Source organism: Brevundimonas lenta, assembly GCF_014196335.1.
Lineage (GTDB): Bacteria > Pseudomonadota > Alphaproteobacteria > Caulobacterales > Caulobacteraceae > Brevundimonas > Brevundimonas lenta.
In genome coordinates this window covers 400,933-421,885 of the sequence record NZ_JACIDM010000003.1, presented here as the reverse complement: position 1 = coordinate 421,885, position 20,953 = coordinate 400,933, and the positions used below count along the sequence as shown (strand labels likewise).

Annotated in this window: 22 protein-coding genes; 7 read left to right on the top strand and 15 right to left on the bottom strand. The window is 70.6% G+C overall.

The annotated features are described in order from the left end of the window. Positions 1 to 85 precede the first annotated feature (85 nt). Positions 86 to 763 (top strand): Fe2+-dependent dioxygenase, encoded by a 678-nt coding sequence (locus GGR12_RS15200; RefSeq protein ID WP_183205423.1) that lies wholly within the window; start codon positions 86 to 88, stop codon positions 761 to 763. A gap of 37 nt (positions 764 to 800) precedes the next feature. Beyond that, positions 801 to 1,286 carry a GNAT family N-acetyltransferase gene (locus GGR12_RS15195; RefSeq protein ID WP_183205421.1) on the top strand — a complete coding sequence of 162 codons (486 nt, stop codon included), beginning with the start codon at positions 801 to 803 and terminating at the stop codon, positions 1,284 to 1,286. Here the strand turns inward: GGR12_RS15195 and GGR12_RS15190 are convergent. The 8 genes from GGR12_RS15190 to GGR12_RS15155 form a co-directional block, all read right to left on the bottom strand. Then, positions 1,283 to 2,656, bottom strand: a complete 1,374-nt coding sequence (locus GGR12_RS15190) for a flavodoxin domain-containing protein (protein WP_183205419.1) — start codon at positions 2,654 to 2,656, stop codon at positions 1,283 to 1,285. The genes GGR12_RS15195 and GGR12_RS15190 overlap by 4 nt on opposite strands. Then, positions 2,653 to 3,702, bottom strand: a complete 1,050-nt coding sequence (locus GGR12_RS15185; RefSeq protein ID WP_343053286.1) for an FAD:protein FMN transferase — start codon at positions 3,700 to 3,702, stop codon at positions 2,653 to 2,655. The genes GGR12_RS15190 and GGR12_RS15185 overlap by 4 nt, the downstream gene beginning before the upstream one ends. A gap of 47 nt (positions 3,703 to 3,749) precedes the next feature. Next, positions 3,750 to 4,550: a DUF4198 domain-containing protein gene (locus GGR12_RS15180; protein WP_183205417.1), complete on the bottom strand. Its 801-nt coding sequence runs from the start codon at positions 4,548 to 4,550 to the stop codon at positions 3,750 to 3,752. Between the two features lie 12 nt (positions 4,551 to 4,562). Beyond that, entirely contained in the window at positions 4,563 to 5,069 is a 507-nt protein-coding gene (locus tag GGR12_RS15175) for a DUF2271 domain-containing protein (RefSeq protein ID WP_183205415.1), read from the bottom strand. Between the two features lie 19 nt (positions 5,070 to 5,088). Beyond that, positions 5,089 to 5,751: a PepSY-associated TM helix domain-containing protein gene (locus GGR12_RS15170; RefSeq protein WP_343053284.1), complete on the bottom strand. Its 663-nt coding sequence runs from the start codon at positions 5,749 to 5,751 to the stop codon at positions 5,089 to 5,091. A 50-nt stretch (positions 5,752 to 5,801) separates the two neighbouring features. Beyond that, positions 5,802 to 7,823: a TonB-dependent receptor gene (locus tag GGR12_RS15165; RefSeq protein ID WP_183205413.1), complete on the bottom strand. Its 2,022-nt coding sequence runs from the start codon at positions 7,821 to 7,823 to the stop codon at positions 5,802 to 5,804. A gap of 36 nt (positions 7,824 to 7,859) precedes the next feature. Continuing rightward, a complete protein-coding gene (locus tag GGR12_RS15160; protein ID WP_183205411.1) occupies positions 7,860 to 9,464 on the bottom strand; it encodes an ATP-binding protein in 1,605 nt (534 codons plus the stop codon). A gap of 106 nt (positions 9,465 to 9,570) precedes the next feature. Then, complete coding sequence (locus GGR12_RS15155; RefSeq protein WP_183205409.1) at positions 9,571 to 10,962, bottom strand: UDP-N-acetylmuramate--L-alanine ligase; 1,392 nt, start codon at positions 10,960 to 10,962, stop codon at positions 9,571 to 9,573. 80 nt (positions 10,963 to 11,042) lie between these two features. On the opposite strand from GGR12_RS15155, the gene GGR12_RS15150 reads away from it, so the two are divergent. Together GGR12_RS15150 and GGR12_RS15145 are read left to right on the top strand one after the other, a co-directional pair. After that, a complete protein-coding gene (locus tag GGR12_RS15150) occupies positions 11,043 to 11,864 on the top strand; it encodes an LD-carboxypeptidase (RefSeq protein WP_183205407.1) in 822 nt (273 codons plus the stop codon). A 242-nt stretch (positions 11,865 to 12,106) separates the two neighbouring features. Beyond that, on the top strand, positions 12,107 to 13,069 hold the full coding sequence (locus tag GGR12_RS15145) for an aspartyl protease family protein (protein WP_183205405.1): 963 nt from the start codon (positions 12,107 to 12,109) through the stop codon (positions 13,067 to 13,069). A 1-nt stretch (position 13,070) separates the two neighbouring features. On the opposite strand, the gene ypfJ is transcribed toward GGR12_RS15145, so the two are convergent. From ypfJ to GGR12_RS15125, 4 genes are all read right to left on the bottom strand, one after another. Continuing rightward, on the bottom strand, positions 13,071 to 13,922 hold the full coding sequence (gene ypfJ, locus GGR12_RS15140) for a KPN_02809 family neutral zinc metallopeptidase (RefSeq protein WP_183205403.1): 852 nt from the start codon (positions 13,920 to 13,922) through the stop codon (positions 13,071 to 13,073). 78 nt (positions 13,923 to 14,000) lie between these two features. After that, a complete protein-coding gene (locus GGR12_RS15135; RefSeq protein WP_183205401.1) occupies positions 14,001 to 14,399 on the bottom strand; it encodes a hypothetical protein in 399 nt (132 codons plus the stop codon). A gap of 46 nt (positions 14,400 to 14,445) precedes the next feature. Next, on the bottom strand, positions 14,446 to 15,111 hold the full coding sequence (locus GGR12_RS15130; protein WP_183205816.1) for a class I SAM-dependent methyltransferase: 666 nt from the start codon (positions 15,109 to 15,111) through the stop codon (positions 14,446 to 14,448). Next, positions 15,108 to 16,052, bottom strand: a complete 945-nt coding sequence (locus tag GGR12_RS15125; protein WP_183205399.1) for a fatty acid desaturase family protein — start codon at positions 16,050 to 16,052, stop codon at positions 15,108 to 15,110. The genes GGR12_RS15130 and GGR12_RS15125 overlap by 4 nt, the downstream gene beginning before the upstream one ends. A gap of 134 nt (positions 16,053 to 16,186) precedes the next feature. On the opposite strand from GGR12_RS15125, the gene GGR12_RS15120 reads away from it, so the two are divergent. Genes GGR12_RS15120 through GGR12_RS15110 form a run of 3 tightly spaced genes read left to right on the top strand, consistent with a single transcriptional unit; the run spans position 16,187 to position 17,765 of the window. Then, positions 16,187 to 16,591, top strand: a complete 405-nt coding sequence (locus tag GGR12_RS15120; RefSeq protein ID WP_183205397.1) for a hypothetical protein — start codon at positions 16,187 to 16,189, stop codon at positions 16,589 to 16,591. Continuing rightward, positions 16,588 to 16,785 (top strand): helix-turn-helix transcriptional regulator, encoded by a 198-nt coding sequence (locus GGR12_RS15115; RefSeq protein WP_183205395.1) that lies wholly within the window; start codon positions 16,588 to 16,590, stop codon positions 16,783 to 16,785. Before GGR12_RS15120 ends, GGR12_RS15115 begins: the two co-directional genes overlap by 4 nt. A 32-nt stretch (positions 16,786 to 16,817) precedes the next feature. Beyond that, positions 16,818 to 17,765 carry an alpha/beta fold hydrolase gene (locus tag GGR12_RS15110; RefSeq protein ID WP_183205393.1) on the top strand — a complete coding sequence of 316 codons (948 nt, stop codon included), beginning with the start codon at positions 16,818 to 16,820 and terminating at the stop codon, positions 17,763 to 17,765. A gap of 4 nt (positions 17,766 to 17,769) precedes the next feature. On the opposite strand, the gene GGR12_RS15105 is transcribed toward GGR12_RS15110, so the two are convergent. Genes GGR12_RS15105 through GGR12_RS15100 form a run of 3 tightly spaced genes read right to left on the bottom strand, consistent with a single transcriptional unit; the run spans position 17,770 to position 20,523 of the window. Then, complete coding sequence (locus tag GGR12_RS15105) at positions 17,770 to 18,618, bottom strand: DUF3298 and DUF4163 domain-containing protein (protein WP_246328950.1); 849 nt, start codon at positions 18,616 to 18,618, stop codon at positions 17,770 to 17,772. Positions 18,619 to 18,658: 40 nt separating this feature from the next. Further along, on the bottom strand, positions 18,659 to 19,513 hold the full coding sequence (locus tag GGR12_RS16680) for a DUF3298 domain-containing protein (RefSeq protein WP_246328949.1): 855 nt from the start codon (positions 19,511 to 19,513) through the stop codon (positions 18,659 to 18,661). A gap of 11 nt (positions 19,514 to 19,524) precedes the next feature. Beyond that, on the bottom strand, positions 19,525 to 20,523 hold the full coding sequence (locus GGR12_RS15100; RefSeq protein WP_183205389.1) for a UbiA family prenyltransferase: 999 nt from the start codon (positions 20,521 to 20,523) through the stop codon (positions 19,525 to 19,527). Positions 20,524 to 20,953 lie beyond the last annotated feature (430 nt).

Sequence of the window (20,953 nt, the reverse complement as noted above, 5' to 3'; positions counted from 1 at the left end):
TGGAATCGCGAAGCGATTCCACCTCAACCGACCAGGCTCCAGGGCCGGGCCGCGTTCGCGCGGTCCGGCCTGCCGGAGGAACGACATGCTGCTGCACATCCCGGGCGTCTTCACCAAGGACGAGGTCGCGACCCTTAGGGCGCGATTGGATGCGGGCCCCTGGGCCGATGGCAACATGACCTCGGGCCACCAGTCGGCCACCGCCAAGGTCAACCGGCAGCTGCCCGAGGACTCGGTCGAGGCGCGCGAGATCGGGGCGCTGGTGCATCAGGCGTTGAACGCCAATCCGATGTTTGTGTCGGCGGCCCTGCCGCACACGATCTTTCCGCCGCTGTTCAATCGCTATGAGGGCGGCGAGCATTTCGACGTCCATGTCGACAACGCCATTCGTCAGCGAGGCCAGACCCGCATCCGCAGCGACCTGTCGGCGACGCTCTTCCTGTCCGAGCCCGACGAGTACGACGGCGGCGAACTGATCATCGAGGAGATGTACGGGCCGCAGTCGGTGAAGCTGCCGGCCGGGGATCTGGTGCTGTATCCGTCCAAGAGCCTGCACCGGGTGACGCCCGTGACGCGCGGCGCGCGGGTCGGAAGCTTCTTCTGGCTGCAGTCGCTGGTGCGCGACGACGCCGATCGCGAAACCCTGTTCCGGCTGGACGTGGCCATCCAGCGGGTCAATGCCGACAAGGGCCCGAAGGACGCCGCGGTGCTGGAGCTGACCGCCGTCTATCACAACCTGCTGAGGCGCTGGGCCGAGGTCTGAGTTGTGCCGCCTGGCCGCCTGTGAGACAGGGCCTGGCATGGATATCCGCCCCGCGACCGACGCCGACTGGCCCGCCATCTGGGCGGCGATGGAGCCAGCGATCCGCGAGGGCGAGACGCTGACGCTGGATCGGGCGACGACGTCTGATCAGGCGAAAGCCTACTGGATGGCGCCCGCGCACGAGGTGAGCGTGGCGGTGATCGACGGCGAGGTCGTCGGTTCCAGCTTCCTGCGGCCGAACCAGCCGGGGCCGGGCAGTCACGTCGGCAACTGCGGCTATGTCGTTTCGCCGAAAGCGGCGGGGCGGGGCATCGCCCGGGCGCTGTGCCGGCATACGCAGGAGCGGGGGCGCGAGCGGGGGTTCCGGGCGCTGCAGTTCAACATCGTGATCTCGACCAACACGCGGGCCGTGAAGGCCTGGCAAGGCGAGGGCTTCCACATCGCCGGGACGCTGCCGGGCGCGTTCCAGCGGCCGAACGGCGACTATGTCGACGCCTATGTGATGTTCAAATCGCTGGTTTAGTAGACGTCGCGGCGGTAGCGGCCGGTCTCGGTCAGTTCGATCAGACGGTCGGCGCCCAGCACGGCTTCCAGCGCCTCGTGCACGCCCTTCGACATGCCTTCCAGGCTGCCGCAGACCATGATCGCGGCGCCCCGGTCCAGCCAGACGCGCAGGGCGTCGGCGTGCTCTCCGATCAGGGTCTGGACGTAACGGCCGTCGCCGGCGTCGCGTGAGAAGACGCGGTCGAGGCGGGTCAGCAGGCCGGACGCCTGGGCCGCCTGCAACTCATCATCGAGGAAGGCGTCATGGGCGCGGGTGCGCTCGCCGAACATGAGCCAGGCGCCGCCGTGCGGCTGGCCGGCGCGGGCCCGGAGGTGGGCGATCAGGCCCGCGAGACCGGTGCCGTTGCCGATCAGGATCAGGGGCGTCGCAGCGTCCGGACCGTGGAAGCTGCGGTTGGTGCGGACGCGCATGTCGACAGACCCGCCGATGGGCAGTTCGCCCGTGAGCCAGCCCGAGGCGAGGCCGGGCGAGCCGTCGGGGCGGGTCATCCGGCGAACGATGAACTCGGCGCGGCCCGAAGCGGGCAGGGAGGCGACCGAATATTCGCGGGCGCCGGGCGCCGCCTCGCCGTCGCGGGCGGGCAGGCCGATCTCGGCGATGTCGCCGGCGACCCAGTGCGGCCGGTGATCGACGCCCTCGAAGGCCAGGAGGTAAGCCGCACCGCCGGGGCTGTCCGGATTCAGGTGGGCGCGCTCGACCAGACGCCAGCGGTCATAGGCGGGCGGGGTCCAGTCGGCCTGGACGGTGGAGCCGGTGATGAGGCCCAGCTGGTGCTGCCAATGACGGACGGCGCCGGCGTCGCCGTTGTCGACCTCGACCCGGTCGAACAGGGGCTCGGCGCCCGAACGCAACAGCCACCCGTCCAGCGCCCGGCCGAAGCCGCAGAAGTCGGCGTAGGAATGGTCGCCGAGCGCCAGCAGGCCGTAGGACAGGCCGGTCAGGTCAGCGGGGGCCTTCATGGCCTGGCGGACGAACCACGACATGCTGTCGGGCGGATCGCCCTCGCCGGTGGTGGAGGCGATGATCAGGACGCGTTCGGCGGCCTTCAGTTCGGCGGGTTCGAGGTCGCCGAGCAGGGCGACGCGGGCAGGCGTGCCGGCGTCCGACAGGCTTTTCGCGGTCATCCAGGCCAGTTCTTCCGCCAGGCCGGTCTGGCTGGCGAAGGCGACGAGGACGGCGTCGGCGCCGGCGGGCGGCGCGAGCGCCTCGGCCTTGGCGGCGGCGGCCCGACGGGCGCGGGCCCGCAGGGCGACGACGGCGAGGACGCTGAGCAGCCAGAGGCCGACCGCGATCGCGGCCCAGAGCAGCCGGACGGGATCGTGGGTCACGCGCCCTCGTCCATCATGGCGCGGAAGGCGGTGCTCAGGACTTCGGTCATGCCGTCCTCGCCGCGGATGACGAAGGCGGCGGCCAGTTTGACCTGTTCGGCGAAGGCGGGGCCGTTCTGCGGGCCCATGACGGTCAGGGCGGTGGCCATGGCGTCGGCGTACATGGCGGTGTCGGCCAGGACCGTGACCGAGGCGACGCCGTTGTCGATCGGGCGGCCGGTTCGTCCGCTGATCGTATGGCTGTAGGTCTGGCCGTAGACCTCGTAGTTGCGCACCCAGTCGCCCGAGGTGGCGACGGCGAGGTCGAACAGGGCGGCGACGGTGCGGGGCGCCGGCGCGCCGGGCGCCTGCTGCAGCTCGACCCACCAGGGATGGGCGTCGGGCTTGACGCCCCGGCCGCGCAGCTCGCCGCCGATCTCGACCAGATGATGGGTCGCGCCCATGGCGGTCAGGCGATCCGAGACGCGGTCGACGGCGTGGCCCTTGGCGATGCCGGACAGATCCAGCTTCATGCCGCCCGGCTGCTGCACGGCGCGGGCGTCGCGGTTGAGGCGCAGGTTGAGCCAGCCGGTGAGGTCGCGCGTCGCCTCGATTTCTTCCTCGAACGGCAGGTTGGGGCCGGTGCCGAAACTGTTCATCGGGCGCGGTCCGGGCGGTCCGAAGCCCCACAGGTCGACGGTCGCGCCGAGCGTCGGATCGACCGCGCCATTGGTCTGGTCGGCGAGGTCGAGGGCGTCGTTCAGGAGGTTCCAGAAGGGTTCTGAAACCGCCCAGAAGCCGGTCGGGGCGGCGTTGAAGCGCGCCAGTTCCGAGCGGGGGTCCCAGTGGCTGAAAAGGCTGATGATGCGGTCGAGTTCGGCCTGGATCGCGTCCTGGAAGGCTTCGCGGTCCTGCCCCGGCGGCGGCACAAGGCGCGCGGACCAGGTCGTGCCCATGGTCTCGCCGGCGAAGTCCCAGATGAGGGACGACGGCGGGCGTTCGGGCTGGCGGCCGTGGGTGGGAATGAGGACGCGGTTTTCCGGGCGCGGCGCGGCGTCGCCGCCCACGACCAGCGGGGGCGGCGCAGCTTTCGACGAACTTGGCAGGCCGTCGGTCAGGGCAGGACTTCCACGGCGCCGTTGTACTGGGCGTTCGAGGCCAGCTGGTCGCCAGAGGCCGCGGTGCGGACGGCGGCGTTGACCCAGTACATGCCGGGCTCCGGCCAGGTGACGGTGAAGGAGCCGTCGGCGCCGGTCCTGACCGTGATCTCCTCCGGATTGTCGCGATAGCGGGTGCCGCCGCGGGCGATGGTCACCTCGAGGTCGGCGGCGGGCTGGCCGTCGCGGAGGAATTTGAAGGTCGCGGCCTCGCCGGCGGCGAGGTCGTTGGGATGGGTCACCGGGACCAGTTCGATGCCCTGACCGGTCGGGGCCAGCGCCGTGGCGTTGGGCGCCCCCAGGGTGACGAAGGTTTCGGTACGGTTGTTGGAGCGGGTGGCGACCACTTCGGTGGCGTCAGCCGGGATGTTCGCGGCCATGTCGGCCTCAGCGCCGCGCCAGCGCTTCTGTTCGCCGTTCTGCTTGTAGCTGACCATGACGCCGCCCGAGACGTTGGCGATGCGGTAGGTGCCCTGCTGGGTCAGGTGCAGATCGAAGGTCGAGCGGTAGCGGGCGCGCATCTTGTTCTCGGCGTCGACGGTCGTGCCGTCCGGCGCGGTGATCACCAGGCCGTCGAGGTTCATCGCATTGTGGTCGGCGATGAAGACGCCGTTGGACGAGCCGCCGTCGAAGCCGACCCAGGCGTCGGTTCCCGACAGCACGGTCGAGGTCGGGGCCAGCCATTGGCGGTGGGCCTGGGCGGACATGGGGACCGCGAGAACGGCGAGCGCGGCGATGAGAGCAAGCGACTTCTTCATGGCGGACTTCCTCTAGCGGGTGACGGCGACGCTGACGGCGCCGAGTTCGGTGGTTCCGGCGGCGCGGGCGGTGTTGGCGCGGCCCCAGGTGAAGGGGACGCGGACGGCTTCGCGGCCGCCCAGTTCACGGGCGGCCTCGACGACGAGGACGTAGTCGCCAGCGGGCAGGTCGCGCAGGCGGGCGCCCGGGATGGAGACGGCGTGGCGGCCCGGGGCCTTGGTGGCGCTGGAGACGCCGTCGGCGGGCAGCGACAGGCTACGGCCGCCGCGACGCCACCAGGTGCGCATGTCCTTGAGCCAGTCCTTGCCCTCGGCGGTGTTGGAGACCTCGTACCAGACGGCGAGGGTGCGCACGGCGGTGTTGTCCGGACGCTCGATCCACACCGCGACATAGGGGCGGTGGTAGGCGGCCACGGTCAGGCGCGGAACCTCGATCGAGACGTTCAGATCGGCGGCCAGCACAGGCGTCGCGATGGTCGCGAGGGCGGCGGCGGAAAGGGCTACAGGCAGCTTGCGCATAGGGGGTCCGGGGGGCGGATCAGTGAATGAACAGAAGGGCGATGAGGACGGGAACGAGGAGGCCGAAGCCCAGCAGAGGCCAGGTCGACGGACGCTGACGGGCGTGCATCCAGGCCAGGCCGAAGCCGGTGACGGCGAAGATCACGCAGGCGGCGGCGAAGATGTCGATGAACCAGTACCAGACGGGGCCGGTGTTGCGGCCCTTGTGCAGGTCGTTGAGGTAGGCGACCCAGCCGCGCTTTGTGCGTTCGCGCAGGGCATCGCCCGTGGCGCGGTCGATGGTCAGCCAGCCGTCGCCGCCGGGCTCGGGCAGGGAGACATAGATTTCGTCGGCGGTGGTCTCGGTGGGCCGGCCGGCGATCTGGACCTTGAAGGTCTCGGCCGCCCAGCGGGCGACGGCGGCGGGCGCGGGGTCGGTGGTTTCGGCGGGGAAGTCGGCCAGCCGCTCCAGCAGCGGGGCCGGCAGGGTTCCGGTCGCCTCGGTGGTGACGGGCTCGGCCGGAATCTGGGCCGCGTGGTTCAGGGTGATGCCGGTCACCGCGAACAGCATCAGGCCGATCAGGCTGAGCGCCGCCGAGATCCAGTGCCACTGGTGCAGCTGTTTCAGCCAGAACGACCGGGTGGCGTTCAGGGCCTTCTTCGCCTTGAGGGGCTTTGCTGCGGGGATGGCGGCTTCGGTCACGCTCGGCTTTTGCCCAAGTTGCGAACGATTTGCAATGCCAGGTTTAACGATCAGCGAGACAGTGTGACGCCGATGCCGACGGTCCTGGGCGGGCCGAAACCGGCGACGCCAGTGCCCGTCTCCGAGACCTCGACGTACTCGTCGAGGAGATTGTCGGCGGCGACCCACAGGGTGGTGGCGGCGTTCAGCGCCCAGTCGGCGCGGAGGTCGATGGTCCCGGCGGCCGCCAGCACGCGGCTGTTCAGGTCGTCCTCGTAGCGCTTGCTCTCCCACCGGAGATCGGCCGACAGGGTGAGGCGATCGGTCGCTTGCCAGTCCACCCCCGCGACGGCGCTCCAGACCGGCGCCTGGGCCGGACGAAGGCCGGTGAGTTGCGGGGCCATGGCGCCGCCGTCGACGCGGGCGTCGGTGGCGGACAGGGCGGCGCGGACCGACAGCGCGTCGGTGACGTCGGCCTCAGCCTCTATCTCGAGCCCCGTCGCTTCGATGGTTCCGGCGTTCTGGCGCTGGCGCAGGACGCCGCCGAGGGGGACGAAGCCGGCGCGAGGGAAGGTGGCGGGGCCTTCGCCGATGGTGACATTGACGATGGCGTCCTCGATCTGCGTCCTGAACAGGGTGGCGCCGAGCGAGGCGCGGTCGCCGGTCCAGCTCCAGCCGGCCTCGACGCCGGTGAGGCGTTCGGGCTCCAGCGCGGCGTTGGCCTCGGTCAGGTCGTTGCCGACGCGGAACGGGCGGTGGAGTTCGTTGAGCGTCGCGGGGCGGAAGCCGGTGTAGGCGGAGATGCGCAGGGCCTGGTCCTCGCCCAGCGCCCGGCGGACGCCGAGGCGGGCGCTGACGACGTCGCCGGAGCGGTCGGGGTCGGTCTCGTTCAGGGTCGGCGCGCCGGTGGCGAGGTCGCGCTCAAGGCGGAAGCCGTCGGTATTGGTCCAGGCGTCCCAGCGCAGACCGCCGGCGACCAGCCACGGGCCGCTGTCGTCCCAGGCGCCCTCGGCATAGACGCCGGCGACGGAGGTTTCGCCGCCCGCGGCGCGGTCGCGGGTGAAGGCGCCGCCCATGTAGCGGAACAGTTCGTTGGTCTGGCCCTCGTTGAAGCGGGCGTCGACGCCGACTTCCCACTCGACGCGGGCGATGCCGCTGACCACGACGCGACGCAGGGCGGCGTTCAGGCCCCAGCCGGTCGCCGGGGTGGCGTACTGGTCGTTGGCGGGCGTGGTCGAGGACCGGTCGGCGGCGACCGCGACCGAGGTGTTGGCCAGATCGCTCTCGCGCCGCCAGACCTGGAGCCGCCAACCCGGGCTGTCGGCGTCGGGTTGGACCGCGGCGGTGGCGGACACGGCGTTTCCGCTGGCGGTGGCGCGGGCGCCGGCGAGGCCGGACCCGCGATCCTCCTCGAAGGCCGAGGCGCGCAATGAGACGGTGGCGGCGGCGACCGGGATGTCGGCGCGCAAGGCGCTGCTGAGGACGTCGAGATCCAGCGGCGTGTCGGCGGCGCCGGCATCGGGCCCACGCACCGGGACGTAGCCGTCGCTGGCTTCATGCAGGACGGAGCCGACGATGCGGACGGGGCCGACGCCGGCCGCGCCCGAGCCGGCGAGGCGCAGGCCGCCGCGCTCGGCCAGCGCGCCGTCGACCGTCCAGCCGTCGTCGCGCTCGCGCAGGGTGATGACGCCCGTCAGGGCGCCCGCGCCATAGGGACCCGCGCCGGAGCCGCGCACGATGTCGAGGCTGGACAGGCTCTCGGTCGGGACCTGGGACCAGATCACCCAGCCGCCGAACGGGTCGTTCAGCGGCACGCCGTCGAGTGTGACCAGGGTGCGTCCGGCGCCGGACGGGGCGATGGCGCGCAGCGAAATGCCCTGGGTCGTCGGATTGGCCGACAGGCTGGAGGTGCGGCGGAACAGGGAGACGGCCGGGACCGTGGCCAGGGCTTCGTCCAGCCGCTGCTGCGTCGTCAGTTCGGCCGCATCGATGCGGATGACCGAAAACGCGGCCTCGCCCGCGGCCGGCGGCAGGCGTGCGGCGGTGACGACGACTTCGGGAAGTTGGGCGGGCGGCGGGGGAACCTGAAGCATGAAGCGCTACAATACACCGATCCGGATTCGGGTTGCCTATGCGGCCTCGGCCTCCGCCGGATCGGAGGACAGGACGCGGCGGATGGCGTCGAGCAGGGCGTCAGGCTGTATCGGCTTCTGGGCCACGCCGTCCATGCCTGCGGCGAGGTAGAGATCCTCATCGCGCGGATCGGCGTTGGCGGTCAGGGCGAGGATCGGGATGCGCGCCTCGGGACCGGACAGGGCGCGAATGGCGCGGGTCGCCTCGACACCGTCCATGACCGGCATCTTCACGTCCATCAAAACCAGGTCGAACGGGTCGCGCCGGACGCGCTCGACCGCCTCGAGACCGTTCTCGGCGGTGTCGGAGGTGCAGCCGAACAGCTCCAGCACCTTGCCGGCGACGAAACGGTTGGTCGGATTGTCGTCTACGACCAGCACATGCAGCGTCTCGTGCGGTGTGGGCGGGGCGAGGGTGTCCGTGGCTTGCGGGTCCATGGCGTCGGCGCGGGGCAGGGTCAGGGAGAAGGCGAAGCGCGCGCCGCCCAGATCGGAGCGGTCGACCGTTATCCGCCCCTGCGTCCGCTCGACGATCTGGCGGCAGATGGCGAGGCCGAGGCCAGCGCCGGCGCCCTCGCGTCCGGCCCTGCCGGTGTTGAACGGTTCGAAGATGGTGCGGGCGGCTTCCTCCCCGACCCCGGGACCGCTGTCATCGACGGTGACCGAGATGGCGACCGCATCGTCGATCCGGCGGCTGTCGATGCGCACGGCGATGTCGCCCGACGGGGTGAATTTGATGGCGTTGCCGATCAGGTTGTTGAGCAACTGCTTGAGCCGCATTTCGTCGGCCAGAACGCCGTCGGCGTCGTCGGAATCGCAGTCGACCGTGAGGTTCAGGGATTTCTCTGCGGCGCGCGGGCTCCAGAGCGCGCGGAGGTCGGCGGCGAGTCCCGGAAGGCTCACGGGCGCGGTCTCGAAGGACATCAGGCCGGCTTCGGCCCGAGACATGTCGAGGGCGTCGGTGAGCAGGCGGAGCAGGCTCTGGCCGGAGTCGAGGATGGTGCGGATGTACGGGCGCATGGCGTCCTGGGTCAGCTCGCGCTCCATCAGGGCGGCGACGCCCAATACGCCGTTCAGCGGCGTGCGGATCTCGTGGCTCATGACGGCGAGGAACTCGGACTTGGCGCGGCTGGAGGAGCGCGCCTCCTGTTCGGCGCGGGCGAGGTCGCGGGCCAGGGTGCTCATCGCCTCGGCGCGGCGGCGGTGGATGGCCGTGCCGGCCTGCAGCAGGTGGACGCCCGCGCCGACCCCGGCGTAGCGGCCCTTCGAGGTGACCACGAAGCCGTTCAGCAGGGCGCCGAGGTTGGCGGCGTCGACGCTCTCGAACAGGGTCTCGGCGTCCGCGTCGGCGTCGAGGATGCGTGGGGCCGCGTCCATGAAGCTGGAGGTCGGGCGGCGGGCGTAGAGGGCGCGGCCGAATTCGGCGGCCATGCGAAGGGTGAAGGCGTTGCGCTCGATCAGGCCGACCGGGCGGCCGTCGGCATCGACCACGGCGATGGCGAGGGTGTCGGGTTCGTTCTGGAACCGTTCGAAGACGTGATCGCCGGGCGTGTCCGGCGCGACGGGCGCCGGGGCGCTCGCGAAGTCTCCGATCCGTGCCATGCCCGCCCTCTCCCGATGGAAGCGGGGTAGCGGCGGCGACTTAACGACAGCTTTGCCGTACGTGAATTATTTGCGAGATTGTCTTGAAAAACAATCCGTAAGCGGATCAGAGGCGGGCCAGAAGATCGGCCGCGAAAACCGACAGGGTATCGTCGCGGGCGCCCATGATGATGATGCGGTCGCCGGGTTGCGCCAGTTCGACCAGGCGGTCGCCGCAGGCGTCGCGGGTGGCCAGGGCCTCGGCGTTGCGGCCGGCGGCGCGGACGCCCGAGGCGATGTCCTCCGACCCGACCGAGCGGTCGGTGGTGCCGCCGTAGTAGACGGGCTCGGGCATCAGCAGGACGTCGTCCTCGCGCATCAGGCCGGCGAAGCCTTCGATGAACTCGTGCTTCATCAGCTTCAGCGGGCCGAAGCCGTGCGGCTGGAACAGGATGAGCAGGCGGCCGTCGAAGGCGTGCAGCGTCTTGAGGGTGGCGGCGATCTTGTCCGGGTTGTGGGCGAAGTCGTCGATGACGGTGACGCCGTTCGCGGTCCCGACCACCTCCATGCGGCGGCGGATGCCGGAGAAGGTTTCGAGTGAGGCGACGGCCTCGTCCAGCGGCACGCCGAGGGCGCGGACGGCGCCGAGGGCGGCCAGCGCATTGGCGACATTGTGGGCGCCGGGGACGTTGAGCGTGACCGCGTGTTTCGCGCCGCCTAGCTCGGTCAGGGTGAAGCGCATGCCGGTGGGCTGGGGTGTGAGGTCGTGGGCGTTGAGCGTCGCGCTCTCCTCGCCGAGGGCGAAGGTGACGACCTTGTCCGTAGGCAGGGTCTGGGCCAGGACCTGGGTCTCGAGGTTGTCGAGGTTGAGCACGGCGGTTGTCGCCCGGCCGGTGAAGCCGCCGAACAGCTCGCGCAGCTCCTCCATCGACTTGTGGTCCAGCGAGATGTTGGAGACCACGGCGACCGTCGGATCGTAGCGGGCGATGGAGCCGTCGGACTCGTCGACCTCGGACACGAACAGGTCGGGGCCGCCGACGAGGGCGCTGGCGAAGGGGTGATCGGCGTCGGCGAAATTCTTCATCACCGCACCGTTCATGACGGTCGGTTCGCGGCCGGCGCGGTGAAGGATCCAGGCGATCATGCCGGTGATGGTCGACTTGCCGCTGGTGCCGGCGACGCCGATCGAGGTCGGGGCGGCGTTGAACAGCTGCGACAGCAGTTCGGGGCGCGTGACGATGCGGGCGCCGACAGCTTTGGCGGCGCCGATGTCGGGCACGGTGTCCTCGACCGCGCCGGTGGCGACGACGATCTGGTCGGCGCGGGTGACGCCCGATCCGTCCTGCGGGTGCAGGGTGACGCCGTGGGCCTCAAGCCACGCGAATTTCTCGGGCGTGCGGCCCTGGTCGCGGGAGCGGTCAGAGCCCTCGAGCCGGCCGCCGCGCGCCTGAACGATCATCGCCAGGGGCAGCATGCCGGAGCCGCCGATGCCGCAGAAGAAGTAGTCGTCCGAACGCATGCGCTTGATCTTGGAGGGCGAAACCGGGGAATGTCCGGCGGCCTGACTAGCATGGTCAGGGCGGGAGGCCAGCGGCGCATATGAAGATCGGCATCGTCAACGCCAGCTCGCGGTTCAGCAAGGAACGCGGCGAGGCCATCGAGGCGTGGTTTGCGGCCAATGTCCCGGACGGCGGCATCAAGGTCGTCTTCCACCCGGCGACCTTCCAGAAACACGGCCATTTCGGCGGCGACGACGCGACGCGGGCCAACGCCTTCGTCGAGTTCGCCAACGACCCGCGGCTGGACGCGGTGTGGTTCGCGCGGGGCGGCTACGGCTCGTGCCGGGTGGCGGAGGCGATCCTGCCCCGGCTGAACGATGTGGCGCGCAGCAAGCGCTACCTCGGGTATTCCGACGCCGGCAGCATCCTGGCGATGCTCTACAAGGCCGGATTCGAACACGTAGCCCATGGGCCGATGGCGTCGGACGCCGTGCGCAACGACGCCACCGCGTGGCGGGCGCTGAACTGGCTGAAGACCGGCGACGCCTCGTCGTGGGAGCCTTCGCTGGCGACCGATCCGCGCCCGGCGGTGGCGTTCAATCTCAGCATTCTGGATGCGCTGGTGGGGACCTATCTGGAGCCGGACCTGACGGACCACGTGGTGATGATCGAGGACGTGTCGGAGCCGCTGTACCGGATCGACCGGATGATGTTCCACCTGACCGCCCAGCCGTCGATGCGGCGGATCGCGGGCATGCGTCTGGGGCGGGTTTCAGAGATCGTCGAGAACGATCCGGAGTTCGGTCTGACCGCCGAGGAGATCGTCCGCTACTGGTGCCAGCGTTCGGGTATTTCCTACCTCGGGGCGGCCGATATCGGCCATGATCGCGAGAATAAGGTGGTGCCTTTCGGACCACGGTGAAATTTCCGTTTCCCAAAACGGGAGAACCGGATGGACAGCGGTGTCAATTCTGCGGCACATAGGCGCCGGACGCCCGCTGGTCATCGACCACGGGCTCGCGGGAGCTCGGGGGACCAGCACTCGCAGGCGGCCGGTTGACGTCGGGGGGCGTCGGCCGGCCGCTGATTAATTCAGCCCATCGTCATCCCTGCGCGACGCCGTGCCGCTGGCGCGCGGCCCGTCGGCGCGCCATCTTGGCGGGGATGAACCGCCGCAACTTTCTGATCCGGACCGCCGGTCTGGCGGCGCTCGCCGGCGGCGCGCTGTGGGCGCGCGAGCATCTGCTGTGGCCCGACCCGCGACTGGCGTTCGGCCCGGACGGCGCGACGCCGTGGATGCCGTACAGCCGGCGATCCGAGGCCCCGACCATCGCGGCGACCATCGGCGGGCGGCGGGTGCTGGCCCTGGTGGACTCGGGCGCCCAGTATTCGGTGATCGATCGGGCGCTGTTCGAGGCCATGCCGCCCGGCGAGCGATCCATCTTCGAAATGCCGCTGGTGGCGTACGGCGTCGGCGGCGGGGCCCAGATGGGGCGCGGGACCACGATCGAGGTCGGTCTGCCCGGCCTGACGATCAGCGGCCTGCGCGCGGCGATCCTGAACCTCGGGCCGCTGGCGTCGGACGAGGGTCTGCGGACGCCGTTGATCCTGGGTCAGGACGTGCTGTCCCAGGCGGTGCTGGCGCTGGATCCGGCACGACGACATGTCCGTCTGGTGCGCCGCGACGCCTTCGTGCGGCCCGCCGATCTGACGGCCGCGCCGGTGCGGCGATCGGGGACGGCGCTGATCACGGAACTGACCGTCGAAGGCGCCGTGGTGGAGGCGGTGGTCGACACCGGAGCTTCCTCGATGCTGGGGCTGAGCGAGGAGGCGGCGCGGATCGCCGGCCTGCTGGACGGCAGGCCGGCCCGGGAGGGCATGAGCCTGGTGCTGGGCGGGGCCTTGCGGTCCATGATCGTCGAGGCGCGGACGGTGACCTTCGCCGATCACCTGTACCGACAGGTGCCGGTCGGGGTGTTCGAACAGCCGCCGCTGCCGAACTTCCCGGGCGGCCTGGTGGGGATGGAGGCGTTCGCCGGACGCCGGGCGGCGCTGGACCTCGGGGCGGGGACGCTGCACGTCTCCCGCCCGCTGGATCTGACCGTCGGGCCGCAGCGGCGGCGCTGACTCAGACCGCGCTTCCGAAGGTGTCGCAGACGGCCGGATCGCCGGACTGGTAGCCGCGCTGCAGCCACTCGACCCGCTGGGCCGAAGAGCCGTGGGTGAAGCTGTCGGGTGCGACCCGACCGCCCGAGCGGCGCTGCAGGGTGTCGTCACCGATGGCCGAGGCGGTGCGCAGGCCTTCCTCGATATCCCCGGGCGCCAGGGCGACCGCGCCGTTCGAGGCCGCGGCCGCGTTGGCGGCCCAGACGCCGGCGTAGCAGTCGGCCTGGAGCTCCAGCGCGACGGAATACTGGTTGGCTTCGGCCTGGCCTGAGGCGCGCTGCTGGGCGCGTTGCACCTGTTCGGAGACGCCGGTCAGGGTCTGGATGTGGTGGCCGTATTCGTGGGCGATGACATAGGCGCGGGCGAAGTCGGCGCCGGATGCGCCCAGCTTGGTCTCCATCTCGTTCCAGAACGACAGGTCGATGTACACGTGCTGGTCGGAGGGGCAGTAGAACGGGCCCATTGCCGCCTGGCCGAAGCCGCAGCCGGTGTTGGTGCCCTGCTCGTAGAGGGTCACGGTCGGTGGCCGGTAGCCCTGCAGCTTGCTGGCCCAGACGTCGTCGATGTTCGTGCCGATGACGTCGACGAAGCGACCGGCCTGGTCTTCCGGACTGCCCTGCTGACCCTCCTGGGCCGAGCCGGCGCCGCCCAGCTGGCTGGTCACCTGGCTGGTGGTCTCCGGCGAGACGCCGAAGACGAAATAGCCGATGGCCGCCAGGACCAGGGCGCCGATGCCGCCGCCGGCTATGCCGACGGGGCCCATGCCGCGACGATCGTCGATATTGCCGCCGCGCCGTCCGCCTTCCCAACGCATCGTCGTTCTCCTGTCACCGTCGCATCAAGCGAGGCCGGAACGCCGGGGGCGCGGAAGGGATGCGCCAGGGCGGCGATTTCAGGGCTGCGGGCGATCCAGCCATTCGTCGATGCCGGTGACGGCGGAGACGGTCGCTTCCCGCCGCTCGGTGGCCGATTGGCGACGGGCGCCCTCTTCTTCGGGCGAGCGGAGGATGCGGGTCGACGCCGGATCGACGAGGGCGGGCTGACGCCGTGTCTGGACGTCTATGATGCTGAGCTGTGTCTCGACCTCGAGCTGACGGGCGAACATCTGCCGCTCGGCCGCCTGAACCCGGAGCCGGTCCATCTCGTAGCGTTGCCGATCACCCTGGTAGCGGTGCGAGTTCACGGCGAATCCCGGCCGATACTGGGGGACCGGGTTGGTCGCCTGGGCGAGCGCCGCCGTCGGGGCGGCGATCACGACGCAGGCCAGGATGAGCGCGCGGGCGAAGGTCATGGCTACAAGATGGACCCGCCGGAGCCTTGAACCAAGCGTAGCCGGATCAGGTTGCGGCGCCGGACACGGTCCAGACGCGGGTCCGCTTCACGGCGGAATCCTCGAGTTCGCGCGTGGTCGGCACGGCGTATTCGGCCAGCAGGTCGAAGCCGGATTTGGGGAAGTAGGTCCGGAGCGGATCGCCGACCAGAATGCGCGTGCCGCGCCCGGCCGCCAGGTTCAGCCAGGCCAGCACCCGTTCCGCCATCGGCCGTTCGTAGAAGACGTCGCCGGCGCAGATGACGTCGACCTCAGGCGGCGGGGCGTCCAGCAGGTCGGCGGCGGTGAAGGCCAGGGGCGTGTTATTGGCCTGGGCGTTCAGGGCCACGGCGGCGCCGCAGAACGGGTCGATGTCGGCGCACAGGACGGAGGCCGCGCCCGCCTTGATCGCCGCGACGCCGACCAGGCCGGAGCCGGCGGCGAAGTCGAGCACCCGCTTGCCCGCGACTTCTTCCGGGTGATCCAGCAGCCAGCGCGCCAGGCCCTGACCGCCGGCCCAGGCGAAGGCCCAGAACGGCGGCGGCAGGCCCATCTCGCCCAGTTCCTCCTCGGTCAGCCGCCAGATCGGCGTGACCTCGTCGGCCAGCCACAGCGAAATCTCCGGCGCGTGCGGGACGGGCTGGAGGCGGGTGTTGGCGAGGATGAAGGCGGTGGGGTCGGCGATGCGGGTCAGGGCAGGACTGCCTTGCCGCTGGCGGCTTTCAGAACCTCGACGTAGCCCCCGGCCACCTCCATCCGCTCGCCCTGCGGTGTGGTGTGAACCGCCTTGTGCAGGGCGGGAAGCTTCCAGCAGGGCACGTGCATGAACAGGTGGTGCTCGGCGTGGAAATTGACCCAGTAGGGGGCGATCAGAGCGCGTTCCAGCCAGGAGGCGCGGGTGGTGCGGGCGGCGCGGAAGGCGTCGTCGGCCGAGCCCTCTACGCAGGCGTGTTCGGCGATGTTGCGCAGGCGGGTGACCATGGGGAACCAGGTCGCCAGCGGCAGTAGCCAGAGAGCGAAATACGCCCACCAGACGCCGGCCACGATGGCGGCCGCAAGCAGCGCCGCGTTGACCAGCAGGAAGGGGGCGACGGAGCGGCCGGTGACCACGGCGCCCTCGGCGATGTCCTCGTCGCGCTGGTTGGCGAAGGCTTTGAACAGGAACAGCACGCGCTGCTTGAAGAAGGTCTGTCCCGTCAGGTCGCGGATGATCTTGCGGCGCAGCGAGGCGCGGGTGACCGGGAAGGGGGCGGACAGGACCAGGTCCGGGTCCTCGGCCTGCTGGGCGTATTTGTGGTGCGACAGGTGGTAGGGCCGGTAGAGGCCGAGCGAGGCCCCGACGGGGACGGCGCAGAGCCAATGGCCGAGGAAGTCGTTGAGCTTTGCATTCGGCGACAGGCCGCCGTGCGCCGCCTCGTGCATCAGGATGGCGAGGCCCAGCTGGCGGGTGCCGATGATCGCGACGCAAAGCGGGATCAGCCACGGCCAGATCACGCCGGCCACGGCGGCCAGCAGGATGACGCCCCAGGCGTGGGCGACCAGCAGCGGGCCGATCCAGTGCGAGCGCGACTGGAAGGGCGCCCACTGGTCGGGCGTGAACAGATCGGCAGGGCGGGCGCGGGGCGCGGCGGGCATGGCGGCAGGATACGTCCGGGAAGTGCGTGCGCAAAGCGAACCCGCTCGCGTCATGCGATCCTTACAAAAAGTCAGGTTGACATGACATTCTGTGTGAGTAAGGTAAGCCTTACATCACGTAAGGAACACCTGTCATGCTGGCAGTCGGAAAGAACGGAACCGCGGCGGGGAAGCGCTACGTCATCCGCACCATGGGTTTCATGAGCGGCTATGTGGCGATCAACGTCCTGGCCATCTTCGGCGCGTTCGACGACATCGGCTCGCCGGTGGCGGCATGGGGTCTGGCCCTGGCGGTTTCGGCGCCGGTGGTCGGACAGATCTGGGCGACGCTGTCGTTCATGAACGAGTCGGACGAGTTCGTGCGGGCGCTGATCGCCAAACAGTTCATCATCGCGTCCGGCCTGGCCATGGCGATCGCCAGCGTCTGGGGCTTCGGCGAAAGCTACGCCGCCGCGCCGCATATTCCGGCCTGGCTGATCTATCCGCTGTTCTGGGCCTGCTTCGGCGCGGTCGCGCCCTTCATCCGGACCAGCCGATGAGAAACCGGCTGAAGCTGCTGCGTGTCGAGCGCGGCTGGACGCAGGAACAGCTGGGGCAGGCGCTGGGCGTCTCGCGCCAGGCCGTGAATGCGCTGGAGACGGAAAAACACGATCCCTCGCTGGATCTGGCCTACCGCATCGCGGTGCTGTTCGCCCGGCCGGTTGAGGACATCTTCGAGAACCCTCACGCCTGACGCGGTCAGGCGCACATCCAAGGAAAATCGTCATGCTGCACATCCGCACTCTCCGCGGTCGTCCGACCCTGCGCGCAGTATTGCTGGCCGCTGCGTCAATCGCGGTCGTAGGCGGCGCCTTTCTGGCCCTGCCCGCCGAGGCCGCTCCCGTCGGGGCGACTGCTCCGGCGCCGTTCGTGTCCGACCGTCTGTCGGTCGAGGTGGTGGGGAGCGGTCCCGACGTGATCCTGATCCCCGGCTTCGGCTGTTCGCGGGAGGTGTGGCGGGCGGAGGCCGAGCGGCTGAAGGCGACGCACCGGGTGCATCTGGTGCAGCTGGCCGGGTTTGCGGGGGAGCCGTGGACGCATGGAGACGGGCCGTTCGTGCAGCCGGTGGTGGATGAGCTGGCGCGGTACATTCGTGACGGCGGTCTGCAGGGCGCGGCGGTGGTCGGGCATTCGATGGGCGGGATGAGCGCCCTGATGCTGGCGCAGCAGCGGCCGGAGCTGGTCGGGAAGGTGATGACGGTCGACAGCCTGCCCTTCTTCAGCGCCCTGTACGGGCCGACGGCGACGCCCGAGAGCGCCCGGCCGTTCGCGGATCAGGCGGCGGCGGGCATTCTGGCCGCAGATCCGGCCTCGTTCCGGGCCGGGCAGGCGCGGCAGGCGATCGGCCTGGCGCGGGACCCGGCTGCCCGCGAGCGGATGGTCGAGTGGACCGCGGCGGGCGACCGCCGGGCGATGGCGACGGCGATCCGCGAGGTGATGACCACCGACCTGCGTCCCGGCTTGGCGGCGATGACGACGCCGGTCTGGGCGCCCTACGCCTCGGACGCCGACGGCGGCGCGCCGGCGGAGCTGGCCGACGGCATGTGGGCCCGGGAGTACGCCGTTCTGCCGGGGGTGAAGCTGATCCGCGTCGACGGCAGCCGGCATTTCATCATGGCCGACCAGCCCGCCGCCTTCGCCGATCTGATGGACCGGTTTCTGGCGGCGGAGTGAGGCGTCACATGTCGGGCGTGACGTCGCCCGTCTTGGTCAGCTGGCCGCCGAACTCGTCGGCGTAGGCGATGGCCAGCAGGGACCGGAACGAGGTCGCCGGGATGGCGATCTCGTACGGGCCTTCGGCGTAGGGGCCGACCTGGTAGGGACCGATCAGGAAGGTGATGCCGCCGGCCTTGCCCGGGGCCGAGCCGGGGGTCAGCACGAACTCGGTGGCCGAGGCGCGCGGGCAGGCCGCGCCGGGAGGGCCGCCGAGGGTGACCGAGGCGCCGTCCGGCACGCGGGCCCGCTTGGCCGAGTTGATGGCCGAGCACAGGGCCTGGTCGAGGATGCTGAGGTCCGCGCCCTTGCGGAACAGGTCGGTGAAGCCGATGCGCCGGTTCAGCGCCTTGTCCCACAGGATGCCGCCGGCCAGCGTGTTGGGGTGGGCGCCGCCCGAGTTGTCGTAGTCGACGCGCTTGAGGCTGAGCAGCTTGCCGGTCTGCAGGGCGGTGGTGACGGTGATCTGCTTTTCGTAAGGCGGGGTGCTGGTGTCGAAGCCGTCCTCGGTGCGCTCGCCCTGGGCGCCCTCGACGAACTGACGCAGCTTGCGGACTTCGTCGGCGTAGACGCGGGCGTGCAGGTCGCCCTGGCCCTTGATCGACTCCGGCAGGGTCAGGCTGACGTTGGCGTAGGGGGTCTTGGAGTTGAACGCCATCGGCGAGGCGGCGTCCGCCGGGGTCACCGCCGCCGCGGGCGAGCCGGGCGCCGCGGGCGCTGCGGCGGGCTCGCGGTCGCGATTGCAGGCGGCCAGGGCGACGAGCGCGACGCCGGCGAGCAGCAGGCCGAGGCGGGGAAGGGCGTGAGCGTTCAAGTCGAACTCCGGTGGCTGGCGCGGGCGAAGGGGACGATCCTCACCCGGCGCGGTGACTTTGGACAAGGGCGGGGTCGGGCGCGCCGGCGAACTGATCCGCCCAGACGGGCGAAAGCAGGGCGGCGAAGGCGTCGAGCGGGATGAGGATGCTGTAGCCGGCCTCGACGTAGGGGCCGACGACATAGGGCCCGATGCCGACGATCAGGCCGCCGGCCTTGCCCGGGACCGTGCCGGGCGCGAGGGAGACGGCCATGTTGACGGCGCGCGGGCAGGACCACATTTCGCCCTGGGCGGGGGTGAGGGACACGGGGTCCCACGGGCCGCTGGCGTTCTCGCCGCGGGCGCGTTCGAGCTTGGCGGCGTTGACGGCGTCGCACAGGGCGCGGTCGAGGATGGTCAGGTCGGCCCCGGCGGCGAACAGATCGGCGGGGGCGATGCGGCGTTGCCTCGCCTTGTCCCACAGAACGGCGATGTCGGACGGATTACCGTGGGCACCGCCGGTGTAAGACCAGGAGCCGCCCTGCAGGCTGAACAGACCGGCGGTCTCGAACGGTTCGAGGTAGCCGATAGTCTGGGTGTAGGGCGTTCGGGCGTCCGCGCCCATTTCGTTCAGGGCCTGGCGCGCATCCCGGCCGAAGGCGCGCAGCTCGGCCACGCCTTCGCGGCGCAAGAGGGAGTAGAGCTTCGGCTGGGTCTTCACCGCGTCGGGCATCGACAGCTCGAGCTGGGCGGCCTCGTCGAAACTGTTCCAGATCACCGGCTGGTCAGCCGCGGTCCAGTCGGCGGGCGGGGTCTGCAGCTGGACCGGATCGGTCAGGGAGGCAGGAGGCGTGGGGGCGCAGGCGGTCGCGGCCGCGGTCAGGACGACGATGAGCAGGGCGCGGATCGAGGTCATGCGCATCTCCTTCATCCGACAAGCTGCACGGAACCGAGGGCGATGGCGAGCAGCAGGATGAAGCCGGCCTCGCGGTTGGACTTGAACAGGCGCAGCGCCAGGGCGCCGTCGTCGGCCTTCACCCGCCGGGTCTGCCACAGCAGATGGACGGCGTAGGCGGTGAGGCCGAGGTAGAACAGCGGCCCGAGGCCGGCGGTCAGGCCGGCCAGGGCGGCGCAGGCGATGGCCAGGAAGTAGAAGACGCCGACCCCGCGCCGGACGTTGGCGCCGAGGCGGCGGGCCGAGGATTTGACCCCGACCATGGCGTCATCCTCGATGTCCTGCAGGGCGTAGATGGTGTCGTAGCCGAGCGTCCAGAACACGCCGCCGAGGTAGAGGAAGAGGGCGGGTAGGGTGAGCCGGCCGAAGGGCAGAGGCGGGTGATCGACGAGGGGGATCGCCGGCTCTGGCCCCCAGTACATCAGCACTGTCGCCGCTGCGGCGAAGCCCATCAGGGCGCCCCAGTTGAAGGTCAGGCCGAGCCAGGCCTGCGGCCACCAGGTGATGCGCTTCATGAAGGGATAGGCGGCGACCAGGGCCAGCGAGCCGACGCCGAGCAGAATTGCGGTCAGGTTCAGCGTCAGCAGGATCAGCAGGCTGGTCAGGCTACAGGCGAGGATGAAGGCCCAGGCCTTCTTCACGCTGATGCGGCCCGAGGCGACCGGGCGGGCGGCGGTGCGGGCGACCTGGCGGTCGATGTCGCGGTCGACGATGTCGTTGAAGGCGCAGCCGGCGGCGCGCATCAGGCAGGCGCCGAGGGCGAAGGCGATGACCAGCCACAGGTCGTAGAGGTCAGGCGTCTTGCGATACTGGCTGAGCGCCAGGGCGATGCCCTGCCAGCCGGGCAGGAGCAGCAGCCAGATGCCGATAGGGCGGTCGAAGCGGCCGAGCTTGAGCCAGGGCTTGAGCCGCTCCGGCGCATGGCGGTCCACCCAGTTCGAACCGGCGTCGGGCAGGGGGGCGGAGCTCATGGTGAAGGTTCTAGCGGGGAAGAGGGGGCGGGTGGAAGAAGTCCTTCCCCCATTTCGGGGGAAGGTGGCAGGCGGAGCCTGACGGATGGGGGCTGGCTGCGGCGCTCAGCCGTCCGTCCGTCGTTGTGCGGACAGAGCCCCCATCCGGCCCTCCGGGCCACCTTCCCCCGAAATGGGGGAAGGACGTGTTTGATCGTCCTCCGGCGGGAGCCGCCGGAAGGGTGGGGAAGGCGCGGGGCGTCCGGGCCTCGCCCGGAATGCTTTGTGTTTTACCGTTTCGACGAGGTGGACGCCCCGCGTGGTCGTTGGTTTCGCGCGCCCTCCGGCTGGCGGCCCTGTTAGAGCCTTGACGGATCTCCGCCGCCGCCATTGCTGGAAGCGACGTGGGTGGGACATCGGCTGAGCCAGCGGTCCGCACCTTCGATGCGCG

What these genes read in the sequence shown, in the direction of transcription:
- GGR12_RS15200 (WP_183205423.1), top strand. Translation starts at nt 86, where the DNA reads ATGCTGCTGCACATCCCGGGCGTCTTCACCAAGGACGAGGTCGCGACC.
- GGR12_RS15195 (WP_183205421.1), top strand. Translation starts at nt 801, where the DNA reads ATGGATATCCGCCCCGCGACCGACGCCGACTGGCCCGCCATCTGGGCG.
- GGR12_RS15180 (WP_183205417.1), bottom strand. Translation starts at nt 4,550, where the DNA reads ATGAAGAAGTCGCTTGCTCTCATCGCCGCGCTCGCCGTTCTCGCGGTC.
- GGR12_RS15175 (WP_183205415.1), bottom strand. Translation starts at nt 5,069, where the DNA reads ATGCGCAAGCTGCCTGTAGCCCTTTCCGCCGCCGCCCTCGCGACCATC.
- GGR12_RS15165 (WP_183205413.1), bottom strand. Translation starts at nt 7,823, where the DNA reads ATGCTTCAGGTTCCCCCGCCGCCCGCCCAACTTCCCGAAGTCGTCGTC.
- GGR12_RS15160 (WP_183205411.1), bottom strand. Translation starts at nt 9,464, where the DNA reads ATGGCACGGATCGGAGACTTCGCGAGCGCCCCGGCGCCCGTCGCGCCG.
- GGR12_RS15155 (WP_183205409.1), bottom strand. Translation starts at nt 10,962, where the DNA reads ATGCGTTCGGACGACTACTTCTTCTGCGGCATCGGCGGCTCCGGCATG.
- GGR12_RS15150 (WP_183205407.1), top strand. Translation starts at nt 11,043, where the DNA reads ATGAAGATCGGCATCGTCAACGCCAGCTCGCGGTTCAGCAAGGAACGC.
- GGR12_RS15145 (WP_183205405.1), top strand. Translation starts at nt 12,107, where the DNA reads ATGAACCGCCGCAACTTTCTGATCCGGACCGCCGGTCTGGCGGCGCTC.
- ypfJ (WP_183205403.1), bottom strand. Translation starts at nt 13,922, where the DNA reads ATGCGTTGGGAAGGCGGACGGCGCGGCGGCAATATCGACGATCGTCGC.
- GGR12_RS15135 (WP_183205401.1), bottom strand. Translation starts at nt 14,399, where the DNA reads ATGACCTTCGCCCGCGCGCTCATCCTGGCCTGCGTCGTGATCGCCGCC.
- GGR12_RS15125 (WP_183205399.1), bottom strand. Translation starts at nt 16,052, where the DNA reads ATGCCCGCCGCGCCCCGCGCCCGCCCTGCCGATCTGTTCACGCCCGAC.
- GGR12_RS15120 (WP_183205397.1), top strand. Translation starts at nt 16,187, where the DNA reads ATGCTGGCAGTCGGAAAGAACGGAACCGCGGCGGGGAAGCGCTACGTC.
- GGR12_RS15115 (WP_183205395.1), top strand. Translation starts at nt 16,588, where the DNA reads ATGAGAAACCGGCTGAAGCTGCTGCGTGTCGAGCGCGGCTGGACGCAG.
- GGR12_RS15110 (WP_183205393.1), top strand. Translation starts at nt 16,818, where the DNA reads ATGCTGCACATCCGCACTCTCCGCGGTCGTCCGACCCTGCGCGCAGTA.
- GGR12_RS16680 (WP_246328949.1), bottom strand. Translation starts at nt 19,513, where the DNA reads ATGACCTCGATCCGCGCCCTGCTCATCGTCGTCCTGACCGCGGCCGCG.
- GGR12_RS15100 (WP_183205389.1), bottom strand. Translation starts at nt 20,523, where the DNA reads ATGAGCTCCGCCCCCCTGCCCGACGCCGGTTCGAACTGGGTGGACCGC.